The organism is Micromonospora sp. DT62 (assembly GCF_049847285.1).
GTDB classification, from domain to species: domain Bacteria; phylum Actinomycetota; class Actinomycetes; order Mycobacteriales; family Micromonosporaceae; genus Micromonospora; species Micromonospora reichwaldensis.
In genome coordinates, this window is sequence record NZ_JBNCOB010000058.1 from 1 (window position 1) to 1167 (window position 1167).

A 1167-nucleotide genomic window follows, 5' to 3' on the forward strand; every position below is an offset into this window, starting at 1 on the left:
TCGCGCGGTGGCCGTCTCTCATCTACGCAACACGCCCATCACGGGCAAGTCGTACACCACTTCCGTGGACGCAACCTCCCGGTGACCGACAGACGGCATTCGCCAGATCAGACGGGCGGAGGTAGCGATGCTCACGATGGGTGAGGTACACACCGGCCTGCTGCAACATAGCGCCGCCCTAGCGCAGGAGCAGACCTCCGAGGTGCTGAGCCTGGTACAGGGCGAGGCCGTGCTCACCTCCCGGCGCCCATCCCTTTACGCGGTGTCACCAGACATTCGTACCGGCGTGGACTGTTGGCTACCCAGCGCCAAGAGCCGGAAACTACGCGGGGTTGGCGCGGTGGTTACCCGGGCGATCATTACGGGCGGCCGGATCGTACAGGCGTCCTCGGTCATCCAGGTCGTCGGCGGCAACCGCCGCCGGCCGTGGTCGCACTACCTGGCCAGACCCGGTGTGCTGGAGACGGTCGGCCGACTCGACCCCACCGACCTGGCCGCAGGCTTCCGCCAAGGCATGGCCGCGGACGTGTTGAATCTGGAAGCGATTACCGGTCGGATACTCGACAGCGTGCAGATGTCCGACCTGCTGGACCGGCGCCCGCCGCTGCGCGCGGCGCGGACCCGACTGCGCTGGACCGCGCAGGTCGACCCGAATCCGGACGCGAGGGGCCGCGCTACGGTAACGGTGGAGTCGCCCACCCTACGGACGGTCGAACTCGTCGTCAGCCCGCAGGACGTGCCGGCCGCGGTGGCCGGCCTGTGCGAGGACCTCGCCCTGCACGACTGGTTGCTCACCAGCCTGTCGGCCGTAGTGGAAACCGCAGTGGCTCGCAGAGTTCCAGCACAGCAGCACATCAACCAGCTCCGGCCGGTACTGGCGCACCTGCTGCACCTGTGGCTGCCCGGCGCCCGGGTGGACCCGCGTCTGCTGCCGATCTGGGAGCGGCTTGAGGAGGTCCCCGGCTTCAGCCGGCAGTGGACCTCGTCGGTGAACTGGATCCGTGACCAGCTCACAGTCGGCACGATGATCCTGGTACGTGACCTGGCCAACCGCCCGGCGGTCAGCTAGTGCCTTGACCACGAACGTTCAGGGTGTTGGTCAGGCTGCGCGGGTGGTGGGTTGGCCCCAGGGTCGTTGTCGTTCGTTGCGGATGCGGGCGCGTTCTC

1 protein-coding gene is annotated in these 1167 nt (G+C 68.0%); it reads left to right on the forward strand.

The window, feature by feature from the left end:
* Positions 1–127: 127 nt before the first annotated feature.
* Positions 128–1069, forward strand: a complete 942-nt coding sequence (locus ACPXCB_RS31490; protein WP_425879758.1) for an SCO2521 family protein — start codon at positions 128–130, stop codon at positions 1067–1069.
* The last annotated feature ends 98 nt before the right edge of the window (positions 1070–1167 follow it).

Coding starts and splice junctions, on each gene's coding strand:
- ACPXCB_RS31490 (WP_425879758.1), top strand. CDS start 128: ATGCTCACGATGGGTGAGGTACACACCGGCCTGCTGCAACATAGCGCC.